Origin of the sequence: Streptomyces sp. ADMS (assembly GCF_033441795.1) — a bacterium.
Taxonomy (GTDB): Bacteria; Actinomycetota; Actinomycetes; order Streptomycetales; family Streptomycetaceae; genus Streptomyces.
Genome location: NZ_JAVFVX010000058.1, coordinates 49,721 through 52,516, shown reverse-complemented (window position 1 = coordinate 52,516; position 2,796 = coordinate 49,721). Strand labels below are relative to the sequence as shown.

The 2,796-nt window shown below is 68.1% G+C and carries 1 protein-coding gene, 1 pseudogene and 1 riboswitch; of the genes and pseudogenes, one reads left to right on the top strand and one right to left on the bottom strand.

Going from position 1 to position 2,796, the window contains the following annotated elements; genetic code table 11:
- Window positions 1–196 precede the first annotated feature (196 nt).
- Window positions 197–2,017 (bottom strand): phosphomethylpyrimidine synthase ThiC, encoded by a 1,821-nt coding sequence (gene thiC / locus RB628_RS24285; RefSeq protein ID WP_318322635.1) that lies wholly within the window; start codon window positions 2,015–2,017, stop codon window positions 197–199.
- Window positions 2,010–2,196, bottom strand: a riboswitch (TPP riboswitch). (Overlaps the previous gene by 8 nt.)
- Window positions 2,197–2,518: 322 nt before the next feature.
- On the opposite strand from thiC, the pseudogene RB628_RS24280 reads away from it, so the two are divergent.
- Window positions 2,519–2,796: pseudogene (locus RB628_RS24280) on the top strand (hypothetical protein); the annotation flags it as partial.

Below are 2,796 nucleotides of genomic sequence, written 5' to 3'. Positions count from 1 at the left end.
CATCGGCGCGGTTCGGGGCCGCGCATGGCGCTGACGGCCGGTCAGCCGCCGCGCGCCCCGGGAGCCGTGTCCCATGAGGTGGCCGACGCGCGGCCTACCGGAACGCGTCGAGCAAGGTCTCTTACACCACGAAGCGGGACACGACCCCCGAGGGAAGCGATGCCCCGGAGCGCCGAGGCATCGCACCCTCCGGTTCTCAGTCCGCGAGCGGCAGGTACACCCGGTTTCCGCTGGCCGCAAACTCCTTCGACTTCTGGAGCATCCCCTCGGCAACCTCCTCAGCCGTCGCCCCCGCAGCAGCCGTACCGCCGAACCGCTCTGTGATGCTGTGGCTGATCTTCATCGAGCAGAATTTCGGCCCGCACATCGAGCAGAAGTGGGCGGTCTTGGCGGGCTCGGCCGGCAGGGTCTCGTCGTGGAACTCGCGTGCCGTGTCCGGGTCGAGAGCCAGATTGAACTGGTCCTCCCACCGGAACTCGAAGCGGGCGTCGGAGAGAGCGTCATCCCATTCCTGCGCACCTGGGTGCCCCTTGGCGAGGTCGGCTGCGTGGGCGGCGATCTTGTAGGTGATGACGCCGGTCTTGACGTCGTCACGATTGGGCAGACCCAGGTGCTCCTTGGGTGTGACATAGCAGAGCATGGCCGTGCCCCACCAGGCGATCATCGCGGCACCGATGCCGGAAGTGATGTGGTCGTACGCCGGCGCGACGTCAGTCGTCAGCGGGCCGAGCGTATAGAACGGAGCCTCATCACAGATCTCCTGCTGCAGGTCGATGTTCTCCTTGATCTTGTGCATCGGGACGTGTCCCGGGCCTTCGATCATCGTCTGTACGTGAAAACGCTTCGCGATCGTGTTGAGTTCCCCCAGTGTCCGCAGCTCCGCGAACTGTGCCTGGTCATTGGCGTCCGCGATCGATCCGGGCCGCAGGCCGTCGCCGAGCGAGTACGTGACGTCGTAGGCCGCGAGGATCTCGCACAGTTCTTCGAAGTTCTCGTACAGGAACGACTCCTTGTGGTGCGCCAGACACCACGCCGCCATGATCGAGCCACCGCGCGAGACGATGCCGGTCTTACGGTTCGCGGTGAGCGGTACGTACGCCAGGCGGACGCCCGCGTGCACCGTCATGTAGTCCACGCCCTGTTCGGCCTGTTCGACGACCGTGTCCTTGTAGATCTCCCAGGTCAGTTCCTCGGCCCTGCCGTCCACCTTCTCCAGCGCCTGGTAGAGCGGCACCGTGCCGATGGGAACGGGGGCGTTGCGCAGCACCCATTCACGGGTGGTGTGGATGTTGCGGCCGGTGGACAGGTCCATGACCGTGTCGGCGCCCCAGCGTGTAGCCCAGGTCATCTTCTCGACCTCCTCCTCGATGGAGGAGGTGACCGCGGAGTTGCCGATGTTGGCGTTGACCTTCACCAGGAACCGCTTGCCGATGATCATCGGCTCGATTTCCGGGTGGTTGACGTTCGCGGGCAGTACCGCACGCCCGGCGGAGATCTCCTCACGGACCACCTCGGGGTCGACGTTCTCCCGGACGGCCACGAACTCCATCTCGGGCGTGATCTCACCGCGACGGGCGTACGCGAGCTGCGTCACCGCCTGTCCGTTCCGGCTCCGGCGCGGCTGCCGGGGCCGTCCCGGGAACACCGCGTCGAGATTGCGGAGCCCGCCACGCGGCGAGGTGTGCTTGATCCCGTCGTCTTCCGGGCGAACGGGACGGCCCGCGTACTCCTCGGTGTCGCCCCGGGCGATGATCCAGTTGTCGCGCAGCGGCGCCAACCCCCTGCGGACGTCGGTGTCGACCAGCGGATCGGTGTACGGACCCGACGTGTCGTACAGAGCGACCGACTTCCCGTTGGTGAGGTGCACCTGACGGACCGGCACCCGCAGGTCGGGGCGTGAGCCGCCGACATACCCCTTGTGCCAGCCGATGGACTTCCCGGCCTCCCGGGGCTCTTCGCCCTGAACGGGCTGCTCGCCCTGGACGGAGGCAGGCGTGCGTGTGTCCTTGATGGTCATGAGACCTACTCCCTACGCCGGCATTACCCGGTAACAGGTTCAGCGGTCGACGCAGCGGATTCCGTCTGCCGATGTTTCATGTGAAACATCACTCGTTTCACATGTTCCACGTGAAACATCGCAAAAACGGAGGTCAGCGCCCTCTCAGCCCGGTGCTCCGAGCTCCCGCGTGTACAAAAGGTGCCTCCACGCTAGCGTCAATTTGGGCGAGGTGAACAGAGGGCCCCTGCCGTTCTTGCGATGATCGGGCGGTGACCACGACGCAAGGACCCCCGTACCCGCCCTCCGAGCCCCCGCCGGAAAGCGGTGCCGGGCACGGCACCGGGCCGGGCAGCGGAAACAGCGGCGGCACCGGCCAAGAGCGCGGACTCCGGTCCGGCAACGGCACCGGCGGCCTCGGTGGCGTGTCCGGGCCCGGCACAGGAACCGGCCGGGTCAGCGGGGCGACCGGACCGAACGGCGGTCCCGGATACGGGCCGGGTCGGAGGATCGATCGCGGCTATGGGCCCGGAGCGGGGGAAGGTCAACGCGGCCGTACGGGCCCGGGTGGCCAAGGCCCGGGGTTCGGAGCCGAGGGGCCCGGAACCGGCCAGTTCGGCCCTCTTCCCGGATCCGGTGGCGGGCGAGGTCCTGGCGGTCCTGGCCCCGGAGCAGGCGGGGGACACAATCGCGGATCCGGCCCGGGCCAGGGCGCCGGCCATGGGCACGGGAACGGCCCCGGTGACGGGCACGGCGGCGGGCCGGGCAGCGGTTCTGGCGGCGAGTACGGCCACGGACCA